Consider the following 19,490-nt stretch of genomic DNA (forward strand, 5'->3'; position numbering starts at 1 on the left):
GGCAAACACTTTCTATATTCTATTTGCATAACTCTTTCCAATTGTAAGCAAAGAACTTCAAATTTTCCCTCACCATACCAGTCACAGCATTCTTAGATGCTTGCGACATTTCTGCTAGATCCCAAGCGTCAATGTTTTTCTCATGGGTTTTCTGTGCGGCCTCCACAAAAGTTCGTCTAACCTCTGTACCAATGTTAATCTTTTTAATACCCAGCTTCACGCCCAAAGCAAACTGTTCTTGCGTCAAACCAGTGCCTCCATGAAGGACAAGGGGTACTGTCGCAATCTCATTGATTCTTTGCAAAAGATCAAAATCCAGCTTTGGTTCTCCTTTATATAGGCCATGAGCATTGCCGATGGATACGGCCAACGCTTCTACTTTAGCCCCCGACAAAAACTGTGCTACATCTTCGGTACTGGCCATTTTAGCGATTTTAACTTCTTCACCATCTTCCAACCCTGCCAAAGCGCCAACTTCTGCTTCTACTGATACACCAAGACTATGTGCTACTTCTGCGACTTTATTAGTGATCTCAATGTTCTTTTCTATACTAAGGTGAGAACCATCAATCATGACGGCACTAAATCCTAGTTTCATAGCCTTTAAGCAAGTCCCGTAATCTTTGGCATGGTCCAAAAACACACATACGTTAGCGCTCGAGCGTTTAGCCAAGGATACCATGATCTCGCCAATATATTCATTCCCCGGTTTGTTAAGTATCGGAGCACCGATCATAGCAATTACGGGCAAATTAGTCTCCTCAGCTGCACTGATAATTCCTTGTGCGGTAAAAAGATCGTAGGTACTAAAGGCGCCAACGGCACCATCATGAACTTTCATAATTTCTTCCAGTGTTACTAAAGACATTTTTTCCTCCTTGTTGGCTGCTTATCAGCAGCCATTCTGATAACGAAAAATTTCATCTGTTCAGCTTATACTATATTCCCAGAATCTGCTTTACTCTAAGTATCCCTGACTTCGGACTGGTAAGAAGAGGTTTTTGAATATGCTTCAATTGGGGCAGTAAGACAATCATGCTGCCTTGGGCAAGGACAATCACGTCACTTTCTGCTTCCACCTTTTCAATTTCAGCTAGTACCAGACGATTATGCTTTTCCTTATCATTTTCCTTAATTAACACATCTAAAGCCCCATCCACTAAACATCTTTTAATGGTGATCTGCTTATTCAGCTTTTCAGCAGCCCTTTCGATCAATCTCACACTGGGACCCATTGTGGACGCAACGGTAGCAATAACTGAAATCTTTCCCCCAATTTGGACTGCTTCTACTGCCATCGCTTCATCGACTTTAATATAGGGTATATTGATCATATTTCTGGCAACATCAACAGCTTCCCCAACGGAAGAACACTGATTTAAGATTGCATCTGCACCAAGAGCCTCTGCCTGTATGGCATATGTGCAAACTCTCCTTACAATTCCCGGGGTAATGGCTCCATTAGCCATCACTTCAGAAAGTAAGCTGTCGTCTACAATATTTACGATTTGGACTTGCGGCATAATTTCCTTACATAAGTCTTTCAATGCCTCAACAGATACAAAACTGGTATGAATCACTGCTACTTTCTTTGACATAACCATCTCTCCTTATGCATCCTTCTTATCTAACATTTCTACAACTTCTCTTAAGGTCGTACTCTTCCCCACATTTCCAGGAAAAATAATATAAGGCATTCCCGGAAATCTGCTTTCTTTCCCCGTAATCCAGACAGGGACACCAGGCTTAATTTGTCCTGCAACTAATGCCTTCTTGACCTTAAGCCCCTTTACTCCGACATCGCTTGAGGTAATTCCCCCCTTAGCGATAATATAATTTGGTCTTACAGTCAGTTGCCGGGCTATACTAGTAATCCCATCTGAAATCTTTACTGCAATCTTTAATTCTTCCTCTTTGTTGTCATTGCCCACATCCAGCCGTTCTCTTCTGGTATAAACGACTACCGTTTGTCCTGCACGAATGCACTTTTCACAGAGGAGCACCACTCTTTTAACTTCTATAGCCAGCTCAGAGGGATGTAATACAAGATGCTGATTGAATTCCACGAATTCGATGCCGTGACTGTTTTTTAATTCTGCCAGCTGTTCTGTGGTCTTCTTGACATGAGAGCCAACAATCACAAGACCTCCATGCTGGCTCTCCTTTTGCATTACATCCTTTCGCAGAAGAAGTTCTTTATCTGCTATATTACCAATGACTTTAGGGAAAGCAGCAGCTGTGCGGAATATAAAATACCTGCCAGATTGCAGAGCTTTCAGCAATGCAATCGTAAAAATTTTAACGTCAACATTGTCTATTGCATCTACAATAACCTTGTGAAAGCCGTTTACTTTTAGCAGCTGCTGAACAATACTATCCATCTTGATTTCCCCGATAGCCTGGATAGGTATGTATTCCATGTCTGCTGCCTTGTATTCCCCATTGCATTTCTCCTCAACCCATTTTCCAAGATGAGATTGGGCATATCCAAAGGTCTTGTCTTTAGCAAATTCAGTTTCACCAACAGGTATCAGATAATCATCTTCTTGTATATAATGCATACCGTCAAGGGTAAATCGTCCTCCTTCCTGAAAAAAAGGAAGTATGATTTCTCCGTGAAAACGGATATCGGAGTTGGACTCGATTGTTTCTTTTATGATTTGGGTTTCTAAAGGATAATGTCCACGCAAGGTAGAGTCACTGCGACTGATGATAATAAACTCTTTTTTACATTTTTTTGCTGCCATCATAATCTGCAGTGCAATTTCGCGATGAATCTGTGCTGTCTCTTTCCGTGTTAGTCCTCTGGAATTAGTGAGTATGAAAAACATAGAGCTTTCTTCCTGAAAACCCTCTTCGATACTCGCTGCTGACCAATCTGTATAAACAGAGACACCATGAACGGTCTGTACACCTGTCGGATCATCGTCCAGCACAACTATTTTTCCATGAAAGTGCTGTAAAGCACTCTGAAGTTTCGTATCTATATCACTTCTATTTACCTGATTAGCGGCACCCAGGACTTCCTTTATGTGTATCTTGCCTTCACGCATCTTACTAAATCTCCTTGTCCAATAATCGATTTAGAATTAGGAGACTACATAAGAGAATCCATGATCTAACCGTAAATCCGCCTTTATGAATCTCTCTATTAGCCAATCTTAATTTCCAAATCGTCTAAATTCACATTTTCTTCCGTATTACTTTCTTCGTCCCCTTCAACCCTGGTAGGCTTTAACAGTGTCAGTATCGTAGCTGTCACAACTGTACCAATCCCCAATGCCAGCAGGAACATGAGTGGGTTGTCCATTAATGGAACTACGAAGATTCCTCCATGAGGCACTGGTGAAGCTGTTCCCCACATCAATGCCAAACCGCCTGCAACAGCAGAACCAATGGAACATGCAGGTATCACTCTAAGCGGGTCGCTTGCCGCAAAGGGAAGAACGCCTTCTGTAATATAGCATAACCCTAGTGGAAAAGTAGCTTTGGCAGCTTCCACTTCTGCCTTGCTGTATTTTTTCTTTGATAATAAAACCGACAATGAGACCCCTAGAGGAGGTACCATCCCTCCAATAATCATGGCTGATGCAGGACCAAAGATCTTATCAACCATTAAACCCTTTGCGAACAAACCAGCCGTTTTATTAACAGGCCCTCCCATATCAAAACCCATCATGGCTCCAATAATCGCACCTAACAAAAACTTTGATCCCCCTTGCATAGACTTCATCCATACCAGAATTCCATTCTGAAAAGCTGCGATTGGCTCTCCCAATAAACCAATCATGATTAATCCCATAATGACTGAAGATAACAGCGGTAAAACCATGATTGGCATAAGGCCTTTTAAGCTATTAGGCACTTTTAAATAATTCTTTAAGAAAAGAACTAAATACCCAACCAGTAAAGCCCCCACAACACCGCCGATAAATCCGGCCTTAATGTTATTCGCGATGAACCCCATAATTAATCCGGGAACAATTCCTGGGCGATCAGCGATTGAATATGCAATCCCAGCAGCAAGCACAGGTACAACAAAGACCATTGCAGCCTTTCCGATTTCATTAATCATCCATGGGATTGTATTGGTTTGGTCTCCGACTAAAGCACCTCCAAAGACTTTTGCTATCGCCATACACAGCCCACCAACTACTACAATAGGAATCATATAAGACACGCCTGTCATCAAATGCTGTTTAATAGAGAATCCTTTAAACATCTAGATCCCTCCATAATTTAATTTTTTAAAAAAGAATGATTAGCTCTTCAATTTTTCTTCGATTTTTTGGATGAGAGTTTTTGGTGATTTAATAGCTGTCTGCATCGGTACATCAATTACCTTTTTCCCTTTAAATCTCTCTTTCCCCCCTATATTAATATCGGCTGCAATAATGACAATATCGGCTTTTTCAATATCCTCTTTCGTCAGTTCATCTTCAGTACCAATCGTTCCCTGGGTCTCGATTTTCACATTGTGCCCCAGTTCTTTTGCTGCATTGACCAATTTTTCTTTCGCAATATACGTATGAGCAATTCCCGCAGTACATGCCGTAATTCCAATAATATTCATCATTACACACTCCTTATTGTGATTGTATTAATTTTGTTTAAAAATAGAGAGTACATCCTTTGCCTCTTCTGCCTCTAGCAATGCTTCACATATCTTTTTATTGGCTAATGCTCCTGCTACTTTTGCCATTAATTTTACATGCTGATTGTTCTTGCTTTTATTGTCCACTGCAAATAAAATAATCAGCTTTACGGGCTTGTCATCTATGGTTTCCCAGGCAATACCTTTATCAACCCTTCCAACTGCTATGCAGGTTTTTACAACACTATCGGATTTACCATGAGGAATTGCAATAAAATCACCAATTCCAGTCATCCCTTGGGCTTCCCGCAGATAAACATCGTTAATAAATTCCTCCTTAGAGCGTATTGATCCATCTTTAAATAAAAGTTCTGACAGCACTTCAATAGCACCCTTTTTGTCATCCACTTGCAAATATAAATCTATCGCATTTAGATTTATGACATCAGTAACATCCATAATCAAAATCCACCTTATCTATCTATTTTGTTTCCCTGTTTCATCACACACATTCTTCCATTAGAAGCAGCTGCAAAGAGTTCATTGCTTCAGACTCATCTTCACCATCAATGATAATTGTTATCTTCTCACCTTGCACAGCGCCCATACTTAAGACGGAAATCATGCTTTTTGCACTATACGTCTTGTTGTCTTTTATTACATCAATTTTTGCTTTGAATTTTGACGCTTGATTAACAAATTTCATTGCCGGCCTGGCGTGCAAACCTTCCGCACTTTGAATGATCATATCGACTTGTTTCATATATTCCTCCTAAACGCAATTCCTTAAGATGTCATAAATTTGCCCCGCAGTCTGGCTTCCCCTGATTTTATCTTTTACGATAACGTCGTCTAACAATAAAGCAAATTTCGCATAAAAGTTCTTGATCATTTTTTTATTGATTTCATCCTTCTTTAAATCAAAAGCTAGTAAGAATACGATATCTACCTGTTCATTGTGCTTCCATTTAATTGGCTTTTTCAATTTGGCTACTGCTATCGTTGAATCTAAAATATACTGCTGACTACCATGAGGGATTGCAATCCCCTGGCCTACTACCGTTGAAGTAGCATCTTCTCTTTCCAGTACAGATTGTATAAATTCCTTACTAACCTTTTCTTTTGCCACTAACCTTTCAGCTAAATATTCAATGACCTCTTTTTTGCCTCCAACATCGAGATTCACAAAAATTAGATCTTCATCGTATAAAAAATGACTTACTTCACCCTTTTGCAGTGCCGTATCACGTATTTTTATTTTCTTATATTGCAATATTTGCTCTTTTATTTTATGAATGTCCTCAGGCTTAAGTATGGAATTAATATATATTACAGGTTTTTCTTCTTCGGACAGCGGAATGGTGGATAGAGCAAAATCATAATTTGACTTGTTCATCGATTTGTAATCATATAGTGATAATGCATCATCAACCTCTAACCCTGGAATTGCCCTTCTAATCTGCTGTGATAGCAGCTGGGATATTCCAACTCCATGATTACAAACGACTACTGTCCGCATTTTATGATTGATTCGTTCTAAAGCAGTCTCCACATAGATGGCTAAAAAAGCAATCTCATCCTCCCCTACCCTCACATTGAAATATTTTTCAAACAAAATGCTCGATGCCCAGGCTGCTCCAAAAACGCGGGGATAATTTTCTTTGATCTGTTGTAGGAAGGGATTTTCTGTATGGATGTTAAATTTCAGCCTGTATAGTGCAGGGCGCAGATACAGTATCAGACTATTAACAAATCCTTCATCAGAACGCAAGTCCACATTCAATATTGTACCGATCAATTGAATTAACTCATTTATAAATGGACGAATGATGTCTATATCTTTAGCCATTTCTTCTTGTTTTTTTTCATTAGCAATATAACTAATCTCTGTTATCAATAGATAGGCTGCAAAATATAAAATATCATTTTCTGCGAAACTCACTTGAAATTCTTGTCCAATAGCCTTTGCCAAGGTTTCAGCCAACTTATATTCCCGTAATCCTAAAATCTCATTTGCCTGCTCCGTTGGTATCACAACAGACTTATTTTTTCGTTTCCTCATGGTACCTAACGATACATGCAGCAGTAACCTTAGATAGGAATCATATGCAAAAACAATCTGCTCTGCTGTTTCCAAACTGCTCAATATCTTCTCTATTTTTTCAACATCAAAACTTTCTAAGATTTGCTTCATTATAAAGAGATCTGACGAATCGACTCTGTTTTTTAATTGACTTTTTTTATCTGCAGCTTCATTGATATCCCCTATATCGGCACACAGCATTCGATAAAAACCATCAACAGCTCTTCTCCAATCCATCTCTGAATAGCAAATCTCAATACCAGAATGCTGTCTTCTAGCAATTGTGATGCCAAACTGCTTGAACCATTCCTCTATCTCCTTTAATAAATTAATAACCGAAGAACGACTGGTGTATAATCCATCTGCAATCTCCTGCATGGTAATATATTTCTGATTGGCAAAGAGTAATTTTTTAATGATAAATACCTTTCTGTTTTTTATGCTGACGTCCTCACTGATCAAAGATTGTTTGTTGTTTATGAGCAGTTCGTCTAATTTTTTAATGTTATTGGAATCAAATTTCAAATAGACTCCAAAGCGGGGCTTCTTAATAATTTCACCCAAATCCATTTTCTGCAGAACATTGTTAATGTTAATAATATGGTTTCGAATGGTTTTATCAGAAACATTCAATTTTTTAGCAATCGTATCCACTGTTATAAATTTGCTGGTAGCAAGTAACTCTTTTACAATTTCTTTATCCCTGGAATTCAAATGCATAATTTCACCTGCTAACTATTTAATATCAAACCTTGATCATAGTATGATAATAGCATATTATCATCACATAAAAGTACAAATATCGACAGATTAATCTGGAAATTATCTCATTATTCACTTTAATACAAATTTTCTATATTCTTAAATAGGACTACCCCCAATCGTAGAATCAAGAAACTACGACTGGGGGTAATTGGGTTCGTAATGCAATTTTATTTATTAATCCATACACTGCATAATAATATCTTCTCCTGCTGTTACTTCCTCAGCGGGAGTTATGTGTATCTCTTTTCCTCCAGTAATGTTAATCCTTACAATACTCTCTGCATGCTCCCTAGGATTACTTAGGGATAGAATCTTCTGTCCAACAGTAATCTCTTGTCCCTCACTGACCAAAAACTGCAATGCAGCGCTTAAAGCGGGAGATTCTAATTCCACCTGAATCATCAATTGATAATGTGGCTCAACCCTCATCAGTAATGATGCTGGATTTGAACATACTTGTGTCACTCTGCCGGCAGCAGGGGCAAGACAACTATCATCCCTTGTGGCAATTGCTACCGTATAATCCGGGATTCGACCTCCTTCTTGAATCAGTCTGCCACTTACCGGCGCATTAATTCGTACATCCTGTATAGGAGTCGGAACATATGCCTCTGTCAGTTGCTCCTCAACAAAATCCTTCCCAATCATCTTGGAAATTTCTTCTTTTAAACCGTCGGACTGCGTCCCAAAGATAAATTGAAAATTAGTCCCCATTTCCATGATTCCGACTGCACCTAAAGCTGGAAAATCCTGTTTTCTTACTGACTCTCGTTGTTTTACAGAAACTCGCAGCCGTGAAATACATGCATCCAAAGCCTTAATATTCTCTGCTCCACCCAATGCTTTCACTATGTTATATGCCCTACGGAAAGTATCTGGCTCATGATCAGGGAGAGATTCATCTTCCCGGCCTGGTGTTTTTAATTGAAAATGATTGATAGCTAGATGAAAAACAATAAAATAGAGTGCACCGATACTGATTCCAACCGGCCATATCCACAGCTGATTGTGCCCATATTTATACGACAATAAATAATCAATGAAGGATGCCGAAAAGGTAAATCCCAAATGGATATCTAACCAGCTGGTCATAAGCCCGGAGACACCAGCCATTAGTACATGAAATATGAATAAAGACGGCGCAACAAAAATAAAAGCAAATTCGATGGGTTCGGTAATCCCTGTCAGAAAGGAAGTTAAAGCACCGCTAATCATCAATCCAGCAACAACTTTTCGCCGTTCTGGTCTGGCGTTGTAGTATATTGCAAAGGCTGCTGCCGGCAGACCAAACATCATAATCGGAAATTCACTAGCCATAAATATGCCTGCCGTTGGATCACCGGCAAAATAGCGGTTAAAATCTCCGCGTATTAAGGTGCCGTCAGGAGTAATAAAATGCCCAAATTCATACAAGAAGGCAGGATAGTACACATGATGCAAACCGATGGGTATCAGTAAACGTTTTCCGGCAGCAAACAGTGCCGGACCGACACTAGAATTCACTGCTAAGTGACCAATGCCATCAATGCCTAATTGGATTACAGGCCAGACAATCTGCAGCAGCAGCGCCATCACCACACCTGCAACAGCTGTGGCAATCGGTACAAAGCGCTTTCCGGCAAAAAATCCTAACACATGAGGCAGCTTCATTTGATGAAACTGCCGATATAGAACAGCTGCAATAAGGCCCATTACAATACCAGAAAAAACGCCCATATCAATACTCGGATTTACAGACTTTAAGACTGCCAAAAAAATTAGATGACCAATTACAGCCGCTAAAGCGGCAACTGCTTGCCCTTGAGAAAAACCAATCGCCACCCCTACTGCAAACAACAACGGCAAATTAGCAAATACTGCCATGCCAGCATCCCGTACTGCAGGCATATTCAATAAATCCTTTTCTCCAAACCGGAATAAAAGTCCGGCTGCCGGTAAAACAGATACAGGCAGCATCAAAGATTGTCCGATTTGCTGCAGGTAGCGGAATATATCTTTCACCTGACTCCTTCCTCCTTTTATGTAGTCAGTCTCTCGAAAAAACAATCCTATCCCCTCTAATGTAAAGGCACCAGAACATCTGGTGCCTTTACACATAAACGATACATTACGGTACTTATTGTACTTTAATATTCATACGTTCTCCACGTTTTACCATTTTTCCTTCCTCTACGATAATCAACCTGCCTGCCAAATTAGTAAACACTATCGGAGTAATAACAGATGGTACTTTCCCTTTTATTGATTCCAAATCTGCTTTAAAGATCCTTTGGCCTGCTTTCACTCGATCCCCTTGATTGACAAACAAAGTAAATCCTTCACCTTTTAGATGCACCGTATCAATCCCAAAATGTACAATCAATTCTAAACCGCTGTCAGCAGTAATTCCCACAGCATGCTTGCTTTCCAGCACACTGGTTATCGTGCCGTCAACAGGGGATATAACTTCGCCATTACTAGGTTCAATAGCAAAACCGTCACCCACTATTTTTTGTGAAAACACTTGATCAGGAACCTGGGTAATAGCAAGTACCTTTCCATCTAATGGAGAAATAAACGCATGGATGGAATCGATTATTGTACTAGCCGCAGTTTCTGCTGCTTGTTGTATTTCAGCAGGAGTTACAACTCCTTGGGGTATCTCTTTTCCTGCCATAATATCTTGCATTTGCGTTTTTAGTATATCCGATTTTGGTCCAAAGATAATTTGCAGGTTATCACCGATTACCATAACGCCGGATGCACCCAGTTTTTTGAGTCGATCTTGATTGACCTCACTCTTATTTTTTACACTGACACGTAAGCGAGTAATACAAGCATCCAGATGTGTCAGATTATTTTTACCGCCTAACGCCTGTAAAACATCTGCTGCTAAACTAGAAGCTGGAGCATTGTATACTTCTTCTGTTCCTGTATCCTCTTCCCGCCCTGGAGTTTTTAAATTCCAAGTTCGAATCGCAAAACGGAATCCGAAATAATAGATGACTGAAAAAACCAAACCTACGGGAATTACTAACCACCAATCCGTACGATTGGGAATAACGCCAAACAATAAATAATCAATTACACCCCCAGAAAAGGTCATACCGATTTTAACATTCAAAATCTGCATCAGCATAAAGGATAAACCAGCAAAAATAGTATGAATACCAAATAGTACTGGCGCAACGAACAAGAAGGAAAATTCAATGGGTTCAGTAATGCCTGTTAAAAAAGATGTGAGTGCCGCCGAAAGCATAATACCGCCAATTGCCGCTTTCTTCTCGGGTTTTGCCTCATGATAGATGGCAAGAGCTGCAGCTGGCAGGCCAAACATCATGAATGGGAACTTTCCCGTCATGAATGTACCAGCGGTAAAGGCTACGCCATCTTTGAGCTGAGCAAAGAAGATGCTTTGATCACCGTTAACAATTTGTCCGCTTTTACTTACATACTCACCAAACTGATACCAAAAAGGATTATAGAAAATATGATGAAGACCAAAAGGAATCAGTGCGCGTTCAATAATACCAAAGATAAAAGCAGCCAATATCTTATTCGAATCAATCATATTTCGTGAAAACAAGGTTAATCCCAATTGAATCGGCGGCCAGACAAAGGTCATGGCAACACCTAAAACAAGGGCCGCAGCTGCTGTTACGATCGGCACAAAACGTTTCCCTGCAAAAAAGCCAAGATACGAAGGCAGCTCAATATTGTAAAACCGTTTATATACTTGTGCTGCTAATATACCCACAATGATACCACCAAATACACCCGTTTGCAGTGTAGGAATCCCCAGTACACTGCTGTAGGCGGGATTGCCAGCAATCATGTCCGGAGTAATCCCTGTGACGATCCCCATAGTGACATTCATAATCAGAAAACCAACAATTGCTGCAAGCCCGGCAACACCTTCGCCGCCAGATAAACCTACTGCTACACCTACTGCAAACAGCAAGGACAGATTGCCAAAAATAATGCCGCCGGCCTGTTCCATAATTTGAGCCAGAGCATGGATCACGTGATTATCAAGCAGAGGCATAATACTAATTGCCGCTGGATTTTGTAATGCATTACCAAAAGCTAATAAAAGACCTGCTGCTGGCAATAAAGCGACTGGCAGCATTAGCGCTCTGCCTACCTGTTGTAAAATACCAAAGGATTTCTTTATCATGATAATTCCCCTCTCCTTTATCAATCTATTATAAAATCTAAGCCTCCCCAGTTTTCCTTTCGGATCACCTCCTTATATACATAATAAAAAAGCATGAGCCATTATGAGGATTGGTAATCCTCACTAACAACTCATGCCTGCTTTACCAGTAACACGTATTTTAAAATTGATCGATATCATTGATGATGCTTACTGCGGATACGCTCCAAATGGATTGTTAAATATCCGATTTCTGCATCCGGTACCACGACTTCCAATTCTTTTTCTATAATATCACCCACTTGGCGAGCAAGCTTGTAGGATGTGGAAAAATCTTTTTTTAAGTGCTCCATAAATGGGTTCTCAATCGCAGTATTCGTTATCACCCGGTGAATACTGCTCTGTAAATGTGTAAGTAACCTTGTGTAATTAAGACCGCTATTCTCCTGCAAAGGTCCTATTTGCATTTCAATATGCTGAATAACCTTATTAATGATTTGAGAATGCTTTAAACTCTCACCTACTGACCGATTGTGTCTGGCCGCATGCAGATGCAGGGCAATAAAACCAATTTCCTCTCGCGGGATAGTTACACCCAGCTTTTCAGCAATCATCTTAGATCCCTGTGTCGCCACATAAAACTCGTCTGGATACATGACTTCAATTTCAGAGATAAAGGGATTTTTGATCTCCATGCCTTGGGAAAGACGAATTAATGTAAAATTAATATGATCTGTCAGTGCCACATAGACGCGAGGATGCAGTGCCTGCCCAAGCTGCATCTTGGCTAATTCAATAATATCTTCTGCAACTTGTATCACTGCCGGTTCGACCTGCTCGATCAAACTTAAGGCCTGCTGCTCTGCCACACCTTCGGGAACGACATAAATTTTTTCATATTTCGGACTTTTTAACAGATCGCCTGCTTTCCGTCCAAATCCCATTCCCTTACCGAGTAAAATAACATCCTGCCCAATCACGGTATTTGCTATCACTGCATTATTGCTTAAAATTCGTTGAACAGTAAATGGGCCCTCTATCGTTGCCAATTGCAACTCCCCCTGTCTTTTTAAAAGGGAATAGCCAGCAAGAAAATGATATTGGTATTCCAATTTCACTTTCTTACTGGCTAATGCCGTTACCGTAACACGCCACTCTTTGTAGAAATTATATCACACCATATCTGATCATGACAAGTAGAAATCAAAGGGAATGCTTAATTGAGTTAAGCTTTAGCAATTACGCTTTGATTTATTCCGTCAGCTATACTCTTTGCTGCGTTGCTATACTAGCTAATGCGAATCTGAATCACCTCCTTTATATTTTATCACATTTATTTATTTGGCTCAAAAGAACCATTTCTTAGCTTCTTCAGAATGATAGAAAAATTTAACATTGGCAGTTGAATTCTAAACCTGCGTAAGAATGTAATAAGTATATCATCATCATTAATTAAAGGAGGAATTTAAAATGGATTCTGTAATGCAAACGAAGGAAATGGTAATGAAATCAAATGTCAACTCTTACCCGATAGTGCTAGTACATGGATTTATGGGCTGGGGTAGAAACGAGGTACTGGGACTAAAATATTGGGGAGGGATAACTGACTATGAGCAAGAACTTTCCTCATATGGTTACACGGCTTATACTGCAACGGTAGGCCCTGTATCCAGCAATTGGGACAGAGCTTGTGAGTTGTATGCCTATATCAAGGGAGGAACGGTAGACTACGGTCACGCACATTCTACACAGAAAGGGCATAGCAGGTATGGAAGGACATACCCCGGTCTTTATCCTGAATGGGGCAATCTAACGACGGAAGGTAAAGTAAATAAAATTCATCTTGTGGCTCACAGCATGGGGGGGCAGACAGTACGCACCCTTGTACAATTACTGAAGGAAGGCAGTGAAGAGGAACGAAATACAACGCCATCCCAACTAAGTTCTCTCTTTGCAGGGGGTAAATCGTGGGTTCACAGTATTACTACGATTGCTTCTCCTCATGATGGTACCACACTTGCCGACGGAATCAATATTTTTGGAGATTTTGCTAAGAATCTAGTAGCCTCTCTAGCGTCTTTTACCGGTGCAGGTGAAAAGCTTATCTATGATTTCAAACTTGATCAGTGGGGTTTGAATCGAAAGTCAGGGGAAAGCCTTACAGACTATACAAACAGGGTGTTTAACAGCGCTATCTGGAATAGTACGAATGACCTTGCCAACTGGGATTTAAGTACTGACGGAGCCCGCGTTCTTAATCAATGGGTTAAGGCGCAATCTGATATATACTATTTTTCTTATTCTACCTGCGCAACTGTCCCTAGTATTCTGACGAGTAACGAACTTCCCCATGTAATTTATATGACCCCGCTGTTATATCCCTTTGGAAGATTCATAGGGAGTTATACACGTAATGAACAAGGGCGGGTTATTATTGATAATAGCTGGAAGCCCAATGATGGCGTGGTCAATACCATTTCGCAAAATGGTCCAAAAATCTGGTCTTCTGATAAAATAGTCAACTATAATGGAGTGCCGCAAATAGGCAAGTGGAATTCCATGCCCTTGTTAGATACGATTGATCATATGGATGCATGTGGTATTGGAACAAATGCATTAACTTTATCATGGTATAAGGGTCTTGCTGAAAAACTAAGTCAGCTAACAATAAGTAATTAATATAAACTTGAGGTAAGTACAGGCTGTTGAGAAATAACTTTCTCAACAGCCTGAAGGTCGCCTTCAATAAGGTCATCCTTTACTCTATCTGTAAATACTCTTTTAGTATCCTACAGCCTTTGTTTTGACATTTCTGGCTTCTTCTTTATGCAGCATTTTACCAAGATATTGTGCCAGATCAACAACACGGCAGGAGTATCCCCATTCATTGTCATACCATGCAAGAATTTTTGCTTTTCGCTTTTCAATAACCAATGTCGATAACGAATCTACAATGGCCGAGTGCCTGTTGCCCAAAAAGTCAACGGAAACGAGAGGTTGATCACAGTATTCCATAATACCTGTCATAGAATTTTCAGCGGCAGTACGCAAAGCATCATTGATCTTCTCAATGGTAACGTCCTGCTCCAGCTCAACAACTAAATCCACCAAGGATACATTTGGTACTGGAACACGTAGGGAAACTCCGTTTAACTTTCCCTTCAGCTCAGGAATTACAAGGCCAATTGCTTTTGCAGCTCCTGTTGATGTTGGAACTATCGATTGCATACAACCTCTTGATCGGCGCGGATCTTTATGACTATTGTCCAAGCTTCGCTGGTCGGTGGTAAATGCATGAACGGTTGACATTAATCCATTGGTAATTCCAAAATTATCATGAATGACTTTGATAATAGGAGCCAAACAGTTTGTCGTACAAGATGCGTTAGAAACTATATGATGGACCTTAGGCAGATAAATATTTTCGTTAACTCCCAGAACAATGGTCGGTGTGGAGTCACTAGCCGGTGCTGATATGATAACTTTTTTAGCACCATTTCTCAAATGAACTTCACAATCCTTACTAGAATTAAATTTCCCTGTAGATTCAATAACAATATCGACTCCAAGTTTTCCCCAAGGAAGATTAGCAGGGTTGCGATCGGAAATAATTTTTATAGGATGTCCATCAATTATGATTTCATTTTCCGTTGCTTTAATCTCTTTATTCAGTCTGCCATGTACTGAATCATATTCTAAAAGGCGTGCTGATGCAATGCTATCAGACGTACTATTAATAGCGACAACTTCTATATCCTCATTTTGTAACGCCGCTCTTAGACACATTCTCCCAATGCGTCCAAAACCGTTAATTCCTATTTTTATTGTCAATGTTCTTCCTCCCTAAAATAATATACCCTTAAGCCGCAAGTCTCTTCCATTTATTGCCCCTTAGGACCTGACTGAGCAATTCCCTCAGGAATATCTTCTAGAAACCTAGTAAAATTTTCAATAAATAAAGCTGCCAATTCTCTAGCTTGACGATCATAGGATGTAACATCGCTCCAAGTATTGCGAGGCTTAAGTATGGTATCTGGTACTCCAGGGCATGTATCAGGTACATAAACATTAAAAATCGGATCTAGATCATAGGAAACATGATCCATGTGCCCTGCAATAGCTGCTGTCACCATCGCTCTAGTATAAGTTAAATTCATTCTTTTCCCTATGCCATAAGGTCCCCCTGACCACCCAGTATTAATCAAGAAAACCTTGGTATTCTGTTGTTCTAACTTTTCTCCCAGCATTTTTGCATAAACCAAAGGAGATAACGGGAGAAAAGGAGCACCAAAACAAGCAGAAAAAGTGGCTTCTGGTTTGGTAATACCTCTCTCTGTTCCCGCAAGCTTACTTGTATATCCTGACAGGAAATGGTACATAGCCTGTTCGTTATTTAACTTAGCAATCGGCGGTAATACTCCAAAAGCATCTGCCGTTAGAAATATTATGGTGCTAGGGTGCCCTCCCACGCCTGGAACTACAACATTATCAATATAATGAACAGGGTAAGCAGCACGAGTATTTTCGGTAAAATCTGCACTATCGTAATTTGCCGCACGACTTTCTTCATCCACAACTACATTCTCTAACACTGTGCCAAAACGAATAGCGTCCCAAATCTGTGGCTCATTTTCCTGGCTCAGTTTAATGCACTTAGCATAACACCCGCCCTCAATATTAAAAATCCCCTGGTTACTCCAGCCATGCTCATCATCCCCGATCAGACGACGATTATGATCAGCCGACAACGTAGTCTTACCAGTTCCGCTCAGACCAAAAAACAGTGCAGTATCTCCTGTTTCCCCCATATTAGCGGAGCAATGCATCGAAAGAATACCTTGCTTAGGCAGCAAATAATTCATGACCGTAAAAATAGCTTTTTTCATTTCACCAGCATAATGGGTTCCCCCAATTAATAGTATCCTCTGCTCAAGGTTCAAAACAATAAAAGCTTCGGAATTTGTACCATCGATTTCCGGTACCGCTGTAAAGTTAGGTAGGCAAATCACCATGAAATCAGGATTTCCCGCTTCCTGCAATGGCTCAGGACGAATAAAGAGTTGATGAACAAAAAGATTTTGCCAAGCAAATTCATTAATAAATTGTACCTTTACCTGATGTTCTTCATCAGCTCCTGCATATCCACTAAATGTAAAGATTTCTCGATGTTGTAAGTATCCCATCATTCGGTTATATAGCTGGAAAAACTGTTGACCGCTAAAAGCTTTATTGTTGTACCAGGCAATATCATTATGCACGGTAGGCGAATCCACAATAAATTTATCATTAGGCGAACGTCCAGTATATTTGCCAGTAGTAACTCGCAACGCTCCTGCAGAAGTAAGCTGCCCCTCATTCCGGCTAATTGCTTTTTCTATCAGCTGCGCCGGCGACAGATTGTGATATACTTTACTGGCTACCTCTGTAATATCGAGGTATTTATTTTCTCTTATTTTCTCCATAAGTACCTCCCTATGCATTTGTTTTGTATACATTGCACATTATACCATATGATGGGACAAAAAACATCCCACTATTATATTTATTTGCTCTAAAATTGTTTAAATAATGTAAAGCGGCAGTCATTATCACAGATGTATATAATGACTGCCGCTTTATTGCTTCTATCGTTTATGCTTTACAGTATGAAGCAACATTCCTATCCCATGTTTTTATTCATAGTGCATTCTTGGTTATCTTGCCATCCTTCTCACCTGTTAATCTGAACTCGCAGGGAACTCGCAGTCGAGTAGAGGCAGACCTCACGATCTAGCCCCCCTCACGCAACTCGCAGGGACGGTTCTATCGAGTTACGCTTTGGAAATTACAGTTTGACTCATACCTGTCACTCTTGCTATTTGCCGCGTTGACACACCGTCTACTTCCTTCATTCTTCTTATTATCGCATCGCGTTTTATTCTTTCCATGTTTTGCAATTCGGTAGGCATCTTAACATTTGCATACTTTTGTATCATTTTCTTGGTGTCTTCATCTGTTATTCTTTTTACTTCCTTCATTTCAATACAATTATCATCAGCTTGTTCATTCATATACTTTTTAAAACTGCTGATAGATTTTTCACGCTCTTCAGCGAAAATATCTAATATGAAACCAGTCTCAATGATTTTATTCTGACCTATGTATTCAGCATAACTGCTCCACTTATAATCAACTACACTTTTCTCTTTTCCAGCTTTTATTGGATTTTGATGAATATATCGCAATACTGTCAGTAAATATTCATCCGTTTCCACAACTTCACTTTTAAATCGATCTTGAAATAAGTGACCAACTCGATCATATTTACGATTGTACCACCCTACATAGCTTACACCGATTCTCTTCATAGTGTGTCCGATTGGCTCTTTACCTTCCTTGATCAGCAAGTGGATATGATTATCCATTAAACAATATCCATATACAATATAGCTGGCAACTTTTTTATAATATTGTAAATATCCTATAAACTTTTCTCGATCTTCATCATCCTCAAATATGACTTGTTTATTGATTCCCCTTATAATAATGTGATAGATTCCACTTTCGCTCCTTTGTCGCGCTTGTCTGGACATTTTTATCACCTCATTGATATTCTATCACTTCTTTCTTTTAAACTCAATAGAACCGTCCCTTTGAGTTTATGGTGCAGCTAAAGCATTGCAGTTTATCCCTATGGCACTGCAAAGAAATATTACTTTACAAACATTTTGTAATTTCATCATAAACACCCTCGCATCTCTTATCAAAAATAACTATAGTAATGTAGTACAGGGCCTGCATCACCCAATGTTTTGTTTCCAATCGCAACTGTTAAGCTTTTTTTGCATTTATCATCTTTGTTGAATACCATATCAAAATCAATTATTAATTGAATGTAAATTATCATTTTTAAAAACCATTATGACTTGTTTCTTTAAATTTTTGACACTAATGAATTACATTCTATTTTTTATAAATTCCAATATTATTATAATATAACATTTTAAGGAAATTTGCCTATACCAAAAGATATAGATTTCAAAGAAATTTCAAAGTTTTTTTATGTATGAACCTTGTATTATAAGGCTTCTTGTAGAATTTTGTTATAAAAGTAAGATCCCATGACTATTTGCCTAGTCATGGGATCTTACTTTTGTTTTATCTTTATGATAATTCTTAAAGATAAAAGTTTGGAATAAAGCCGAAGGATTCTATCGACAGTGAAGTAGTTTTATGAACGCTTCCATAATTTTTAATTTATACCGCTAGTCTCCTTATTTCTTTATATAAAAATTTATCGTTTAACTGCTACCGGGACATTCTCACCTGTTCCTTTGTATTTCAGAGAGTCACCGAACCGTCCCCTGACTCTTTCACACCTGTCCCCCTGTCCCTTTGGGGGTAGTTGTCCGTTTTGTGGAGGGAATGAGTCGAGGCCATTCTGATTCACGAGATTTGATTTTCATGGATTATCAATAGGTAATATTATCCAGATTAATTTTGATCACGAGATGACACTTGAGATGAAAAGAGCGGTCAGCGGATTTTTTACGTCCACTAACCTCTCTTTTTTTAATCTTCAAACTTTAGATTTCCCTTTTCCCACTCGGACAAAGTCATTTCTGCATTAAATGCAATTGTTCCTCTGCCAGCCGCCAGTTCCTGCAAAACCTCTTTCGCTTGTTCTGGCAATATTGGAATTAAAGTAAATGCTGTAGTCAATCTTACATTTGCACTTGGATGTTCTAGAAAAGGGCTTAATTTTTCAAGCCCATAATTAGGATTCTCCTTCAAATCACGTCTAATCCCCTGAATTATTCGATATTGTTTATTTCCTGTTTTAGAGTCTCCTCGTTTTATAGAGTCTTCTTGCTTCAAGCATGCCCCTATAAACTCTTCCAGAATCTTCTCTAATACTCTCATAATTCGTCCTC

At 39.4% G+C, this 19,490-nt stretch carries 16 protein-coding genes; 1 reads left to right on the forward strand and 15 read right to left on the reverse strand.

The window, feature by feature from the left end; translation table 11 throughout:
• Nucleotides 1-19: 19 nt before the first annotated feature.
• The 11 genes from FR7_RS17750 to FR7_RS17800 all read right to left on the reverse strand — a co-directional run bounded on the left by FR7_RS17750 (nucleotide 20) and on the right by FR7_RS17800 (nucleotide 12,626).
• A complete protein-coding gene (locus tag FR7_RS17750; protein ID WP_007937163.1) occupies nucleotides 20-868 on the reverse strand; it encodes a class II fructose-bisphosphate aldolase in 849 nt (282 codons plus the stop codon).
• A 70-nt stretch (nucleotides 869-938) separates the two neighbouring features.
• On the reverse strand, nucleotides 939-1,598 hold the full coding sequence (locus FR7_RS17755; protein ID WP_007937172.1) for an aspartate/glutamate racemase family protein: 660 nt from the start codon (nucleotides 1,596-1,598) through the stop codon (nucleotides 939-941).
• A 12-nt stretch (nucleotides 1,599-1,610) separates the two neighbouring features.
• Nucleotides 1,611-3,053, reverse strand: a complete 1,443-nt coding sequence (locus tag FR7_RS17760) for a four-carbon acid sugar kinase family protein (RefSeq protein ID WP_007937174.1) — start codon at nucleotides 3,051-3,053, stop codon at nucleotides 1,611-1,613.
• 98 nt (nucleotides 3,054-3,151) lie between these two features.
• Nucleotides 3,152-4,222, reverse strand: a complete 1,071-nt coding sequence (locus FR7_RS17765) for a PTS fructose transporter subunit IIC (protein ID WP_007937176.1) — start codon at nucleotides 4,220-4,222, stop codon at nucleotides 3,152-3,154.
• A 39-nt stretch (nucleotides 4,223-4,261) separates the two neighbouring features.
• Complete coding sequence (locus FR7_RS17770; protein WP_017531352.1) at nucleotides 4,262-4,573, reverse strand: PTS fructose transporter subunit IIB; 312 nt, start codon at nucleotides 4,571-4,573, stop codon at nucleotides 4,262-4,264.
• A 27-nt stretch (nucleotides 4,574-4,600) separates the two neighbouring features.
• Complete coding sequence (locus FR7_RS17775; RefSeq protein ID WP_007937179.1) at nucleotides 4,601-5,053, reverse strand: PTS sugar transporter subunit IIA; 453 nt, start codon at nucleotides 5,051-5,053, stop codon at nucleotides 4,601-4,603.
• 43 nt (nucleotides 5,054-5,096) lie between these two features.
• Complete coding sequence (locus FR7_RS17780; RefSeq protein ID WP_007937180.1) at nucleotides 5,097-5,357, reverse strand: HPr family phosphocarrier protein; 261 nt, start codon at nucleotides 5,355-5,357, stop codon at nucleotides 5,097-5,099.
• 9 nt (nucleotides 5,358-5,366) lie between these two features.
• Nucleotides 5,367-7,397, reverse strand: coding sequence for a BglG family transcription antiterminator (locus FR7_RS17785; protein WP_007937181.1), 2,031 nt, complete (start codon nucleotides 7,395-7,397; stop codon nucleotides 5,367-5,369).
• A 219-nt stretch (nucleotides 7,398-7,616) separates the two neighbouring features.
• Nucleotides 7,617-9,443, reverse strand: a complete 1,827-nt coding sequence (locus FR7_RS17790) for a PTS transporter subunit EIIC (RefSeq protein WP_007937182.1) — start codon at nucleotides 9,441-9,443, stop codon at nucleotides 7,617-7,619.
• Nucleotides 9,444-9,558: 115 nt separating this feature from the next.
• Nucleotides 9,559-11,598, reverse strand: coding sequence for a glucose-specific PTS transporter subunit IIBC (ptsG, locus tag FR7_RS17795; protein WP_007937183.1), 2,040 nt, complete (start codon nucleotides 11,596-11,598; stop codon nucleotides 9,559-9,561).
• A 176-nt stretch (nucleotides 11,599-11,774) separates the two neighbouring features.
• On the reverse strand, nucleotides 11,775-12,626 hold the full coding sequence (locus tag FR7_RS17800) for a PRD domain-containing protein (RefSeq protein ID WP_007937184.1): 852 nt from the start codon (nucleotides 12,624-12,626) through the stop codon (nucleotides 11,775-11,777).
• A gap of 421 nt (nucleotides 12,627-13,047) precedes the next feature.
• Here FR7_RS17800 and FR7_RS17805 point away from each other — a divergent pair, with 421 nt between their 5' ends.
• Nucleotides 13,048-14,256 carry an esterase/lipase family protein gene (locus tag FR7_RS17805; protein ID WP_007937185.1) on the forward strand — a complete coding sequence of 403 codons (1,209 nt, stop codon included), beginning with the start codon at nucleotides 13,048-13,050 and terminating at the stop codon, nucleotides 14,254-14,256.
• A 102-nt stretch (nucleotides 14,257-14,358) separates the two neighbouring features.
• Here FR7_RS17805 and gap read toward each other — a convergent pair whose 3' ends face one another.
• The 4 genes from gap to FR7_RS17825 form a co-directional block, all read right to left on the reverse strand.
• Entirely contained in the window at nucleotides 14,359-15,408 is a 1,050-nt protein-coding gene (gene gap / locus FR7_RS17810; RefSeq protein WP_007937186.1) for a type I glyceraldehyde-3-phosphate dehydrogenase, read from the reverse strand.
• Between the two features lie 50 nt (nucleotides 15,409-15,458).
• Nucleotides 15,459-17,039, reverse strand: coding sequence for a phosphoenolpyruvate carboxykinase (ATP) (pckA, locus tag FR7_RS17815; RefSeq protein WP_007937187.1), 1,581 nt, complete (start codon nucleotides 17,037-17,039; stop codon nucleotides 15,459-15,461).
• A gap of 348 nt (nucleotides 17,040-17,387) precedes the next feature.
• A complete protein-coding gene (locus FR7_RS17820; RefSeq protein ID WP_007937189.1) occupies nucleotides 17,388-18,149 on the reverse strand; it encodes a transposase in 762 nt (253 codons plus the stop codon).
• A 979-nt stretch (nucleotides 18,150-19,128) separates the two neighbouring features.
• The gene (locus tag FR7_RS17825) at nucleotides 19,129-19,479 is read right to left on the reverse strand and encodes a DUF2019 domain-containing protein (protein ID WP_017531353.1); all 351 of its coding nucleotides are present in this window, start codon (nucleotides 19,477-19,479) and stop codon (nucleotides 19,129-19,131) included.
• Nucleotides 19,480-19,490: the final 11 nt, after the last annotated feature.

It is taken from the genome of Pelosinus fermentans DSM 17108 (assembly GCF_000271485.2).
Lineage (GTDB): Bacteria > Bacillota > Negativicutes > DSM-13327 > DSM-13327 > Pelosinus > Pelosinus fermentans.